At 66.0% G+C, this 3,707-nt stretch carries 4 protein-coding genes and 1 pseudogene; all 5 read left to right on the forward strand.

Going from position 1 to position 3,707, the window contains the following annotated elements; all coding sequences use genetic code 11:
• Nucleotides 1-179: 179 nt before the first annotated feature.
• The gene (locus ON45_RS23115; protein ID WP_040494319.1) at nt 180-623 is read left to right on the forward strand and encodes a hypothetical protein; all 444 of its coding nucleotides are present in this window, start codon (nt 180-182) and stop codon (nt 621-623) included.
• Nucleotides 620-928: a hypothetical protein gene (locus ON45_RS23120; RefSeq protein ID WP_040494320.1), complete on the forward strand. Its 309-nt coding sequence runs from the start codon at nt 620-622 to the stop codon at nt 926-928. Before ON45_RS23115 ends, ON45_RS23120 begins: the two co-directional genes overlap by 4 nt.
• Nucleotides 925-2,268 carry a ParB/RepB/Spo0J family partition protein gene (locus ON45_RS21495; RefSeq protein WP_051062982.1) on the forward strand — a complete coding sequence of 448 codons (1,344 nt, stop codon included), beginning with the start codon at nt 925-927 and terminating at the stop codon, nt 2,266-2,268. The genes ON45_RS23120 and ON45_RS21495 overlap by 4 nt, the downstream gene beginning before the upstream one ends.
• Nucleotides 2,269-2,669: 401 nt before the next feature.
• The gene (locus tag ON45_RS12495; RefSeq protein WP_040494321.1) at nt 2,670-2,999 is read left to right on the forward strand and encodes a hypothetical protein; all 330 of its coding nucleotides are present in this window, start codon (nt 2,670-2,672) and stop codon (nt 2,997-2,999) included.
• Between the two features lie 408 nt (nt 3,000-3,407).
• Nucleotides 3,408-3,707: pseudogene (locus ON45_RS12500) on the forward strand (hypothetical protein); the annotation flags it as partial.

Below are 3,707 nucleotides of genomic sequence, written 5' to 3' on the forward strand. Positions count from 1 at the left end.
TCGCACCTGTCAAGCCCTTCGTTCCTCAGGGCCAAGCCCTTCGGGTTGACAGGCACTCGTCAGCTCCGCAGCCCGTGCGGGCAAGCCCGCCGTTCACAGAGCGGGATGACGGCTGACGGAGCGGTCGGGATCGGGAGAGTCCCCGGCCGCTCCCGACGCCACCGACCCAGGAGCACATCATGGCCATCAACATCGCCACCGCCAACGACAACCCCAAGCCACAGCGACCCACACACCTGAATGTCGTCGCCGATCACACCCCGGGCGAGCACGTCACCGACAGCGACGACATCTGGTGGTGGCTTCCCGTCCTCGGACCGACCGCCACCGTCCTCGCCTTCAACCTCGCTCGAAACGCACGCGAGTCGGACAAGACCTGGCCCACCGACGCACTCGCCCAACGTGTCGGCCTCGGTAAGTCCCAGTCGCTCATGTGGCGCAGCCTTGACCGGCTCGACATGTTCCACGTCGCCCACTTCCACGGCACCGACGTGCTCACCATCCGTCTCCAACTTCCGAGGCTCACGCAACGCCAACTCTCGAAGCTGCCGGACGATCTCGCCGCCGACTACCCGCACCCCGCCCGGCCGAGCAAGCCCCGACCGATCCGAGAAGCATCATGACCGAACTCGCGCCACCCGGCCCGCAACGCCTCTTCCACGTCGACCCCACGACCGAGACACTCGACGTGATCGCAACGAGCGGCCTCACCATCTGCCATTGCCGCGACCTTGCGGCCGCAGTCCTCACCGCTGCAGCGATCGCCCGCAACCGAAGCGAGACGACGTGGCTCGTCGCACCCGACCGATGGACGGTCCGGCTCGATCCCGCCGACCAGAACGTCACCGCCACCGGCAGCAACCGATCCCCCATCGACGCGATCAGGCGCGTCCTCACGCAGCTCCCACCGGAGGAACCACAACCATGACCGACACCATTGCCACCGACGAACTCACGACCGTTCAGGCCGCGCACCTCATGCCGCATCCGAAGAACATCCGCAGCGAACTGGGCGACATCAAAGATCTCACCAGGTCGATCAAGAACCAGGGTGTGCTCGTCCCTCTCCTCGTTCTTCCCGCCGACGCCGACGGAATGCACACCATCGTCGCAGGGCACCGCCGCTACCGCGCCGGATCCGCAGCCGGCGCCGAGACGTTCCCAGTGATCATTCGCGACCTCACTCCGGTACAGGTGCTCGACACGATGCTGACCGAGAACGCGCAGCGCTCCGACCTCTCGCTCACCGAGTCGATCCAAGCCGTCGCCCGCTACCAAGTGCTCGCACCAGGCGACAGCCCGACCAAGATCGGACGCCGCATCGGACGGACACCGACGTGGGTCAAATCGCGCTTGGCGCTCGCCGCCCTACCAACTGACGTCCTGGCGATGCTCGATCGCGGCGACCTCACGATCGCCAGCGCAACAGCGATCGCCGCCGTCATCGACCTCGGAGACGAAGCCGTGCGCGAATGCGCCGAACACATCGCATCACGCCGATGGAACGACGACCCGACCGGCACCGTCACCGAGTGGCGCGAGAAGCGGGACGCTGAAGCGGAACGCGCCGAGATCATTGCGAAGCTCGACGCACTCGGCGTGACCCGGTTCGACAGCGATCACGACGCTCGAGATGCGAAGGCACAAACACTCGACTCGTTCGGCCTCGGTCTCGACACGGCACAGACCCGAGCACACCGCCACGAACCGTGCCACGCCGTCACCGTCACCCGCCGCTACGACAACGAGATCGCCGTCACCGGATGGTGCATCGACCCGAAGCGGCACCGCTCGACCACCACCCGACCCGCCGCATCGGAGATCGCGATCGAGAAACCCGGAGCGCAGTCGAAGCAAGCTCAGACTGAAGCCGACAAGGCACGCAAGCTCGCGCGCCAGACTCGTCACGATGCCGCGGCTGTCGCACTCGCCAAGGGCCGGCTACCGAAAGGAACGCTGCTCGACCTTGCAGCCCGCGTGCTCATCGACTCGGTCGGACAGCCCGCAGTCACGAAGGCGGCCGAGTTCCTCGCCATCGATCCTGCCGAGAAGGCCGATGGCCGACAGCGAAGCGACCTCACCGCATGGCTCGACGCCGTGGGCGACCCGACCCGGCTGCTCGCCGCTCTCGCCGGAGCCGAACTCGAAACCTACGGACGCCAGACTGACCCGCTGCCGGGACACACCCACGCCGACAACTCAGGTCGCTGGCTCGACCTGCTGACGGCCCACGGTGGTTACATGAGCGAAGGCCACGACCTCGCCTGAACCCGACGCACCCGATCGATCGCCACCGCTACCGGAAGGCGCTGACCGGTCGGGTGTGAGCGGATCTCGCGCCGAATGTGAGTGGTCGTGTGTGTCCTCGGCGCGACGGTCGCGGGTTGACGTTGCCGCCCTGCGGGCGGTTGCGGTACTGCATCGCCGGTCACACCTATCAATCCACTCGTTCCTCGGGCCAAGCCGCCATCCGCCAGGCCAGAACCGAGACGACACGCCCGTTGAACTCAGTCGCGATCACCGACCAGATCACCGCCAAGCCGATCGGCAAGCACGAAGAGCTTCTGGGCCCTTACGAGATCGACCTCACCACACCCCGATGCCCGAGCCGACACCCGACCACATCTCGAATCCGACAACGAGTACCGCTGCAACGTCGGCGAGGTCGAATGATCGGCCGGCACCGCAACCGCACCGCACCGCACCGACTCGTGTTCACCGCCGACGTCGACGACTGGGCAGACGGAGTTCCCGAACGCAGCGAAGGGATCGTCGGCGGCCTCAACCGGTACCACAGCCGAGACTGGGGCGACCTGCACAGCCACGACCGAGCAATGAGCGACAACGCCATTGCCGGTCTGATGGGGCGAGTGATGTCTGTCGACGAGCTTCCGACGACGCTCGTCGACTGGAACAACGGACGGCACTTCTGGGTGATCATCGACGACGTCGCCGCCACCAGCACGATCACTGCGGTGCGCTGGCCGAGCGACCGCTGACGGCCCGTCAGCGGATTGCCTGGACGCAACCCACGCGTCCACGCACACCTCGACCGACTCGTGCCGCCCTACGCTCGGCGAGATGGCGGTACCAACGATCAAGGCACTGGACTGGAAGACCGCAGGAGAAGTCCTCGGAGGCGAAGCGAGTCACTTCACTCCGTGGCTGACGGCCAACCTCGAACTGCTCGGGACGGCGCTCGACATCGAAGGGCTCACTCTCGTGTCGGCGGAGCAGGACATCTCAGGAAAGCGACTCGACGTGCTTGCTGCAGTTGGAGTCGAGGCCGATGGCGACACGGTGGGCGTGGCGATCGAAACCAGTACGGCACCTCCGATCACAGCCACCTCGGCCAGCTCATCACCTACGTCGCAGGGGTCAGCACGTCGTACGACCGAGTCCTCGGGGTGTGGCTCGTCGACAACGTGCACGCAGCCCACGAAGCAGCTGTCGAACTTCTCAATCGCGAGACGACCGAACGTCTGGGATTCGTGCTGGCCCGGCCGAGATTCATCCCGCTTGGCATCGACCAGTACGGCATCGACTTCGACGTCATCGTTCGACCGAACGAGTTCATCCGTTCGGAACGCAAGAAGTCGCAGAGCGGCAACCCGGAACGCGCCGAGTTCCTCGAGCAACTCATCGATGCGATCACTCCCGCAGCGAAGGCCGCTGGGTTCACCACAGTGTCGGGACCGCACGGCGGG

Source organism: Ilumatobacter nonamiensis YM16-303, assembly GCF_000350145.1.
GTDB lineage: Bacteria > Actinomycetota > Acidimicrobiia > Acidimicrobiales > Ilumatobacteraceae > Ilumatobacter_A > Ilumatobacter_A nonamiensis.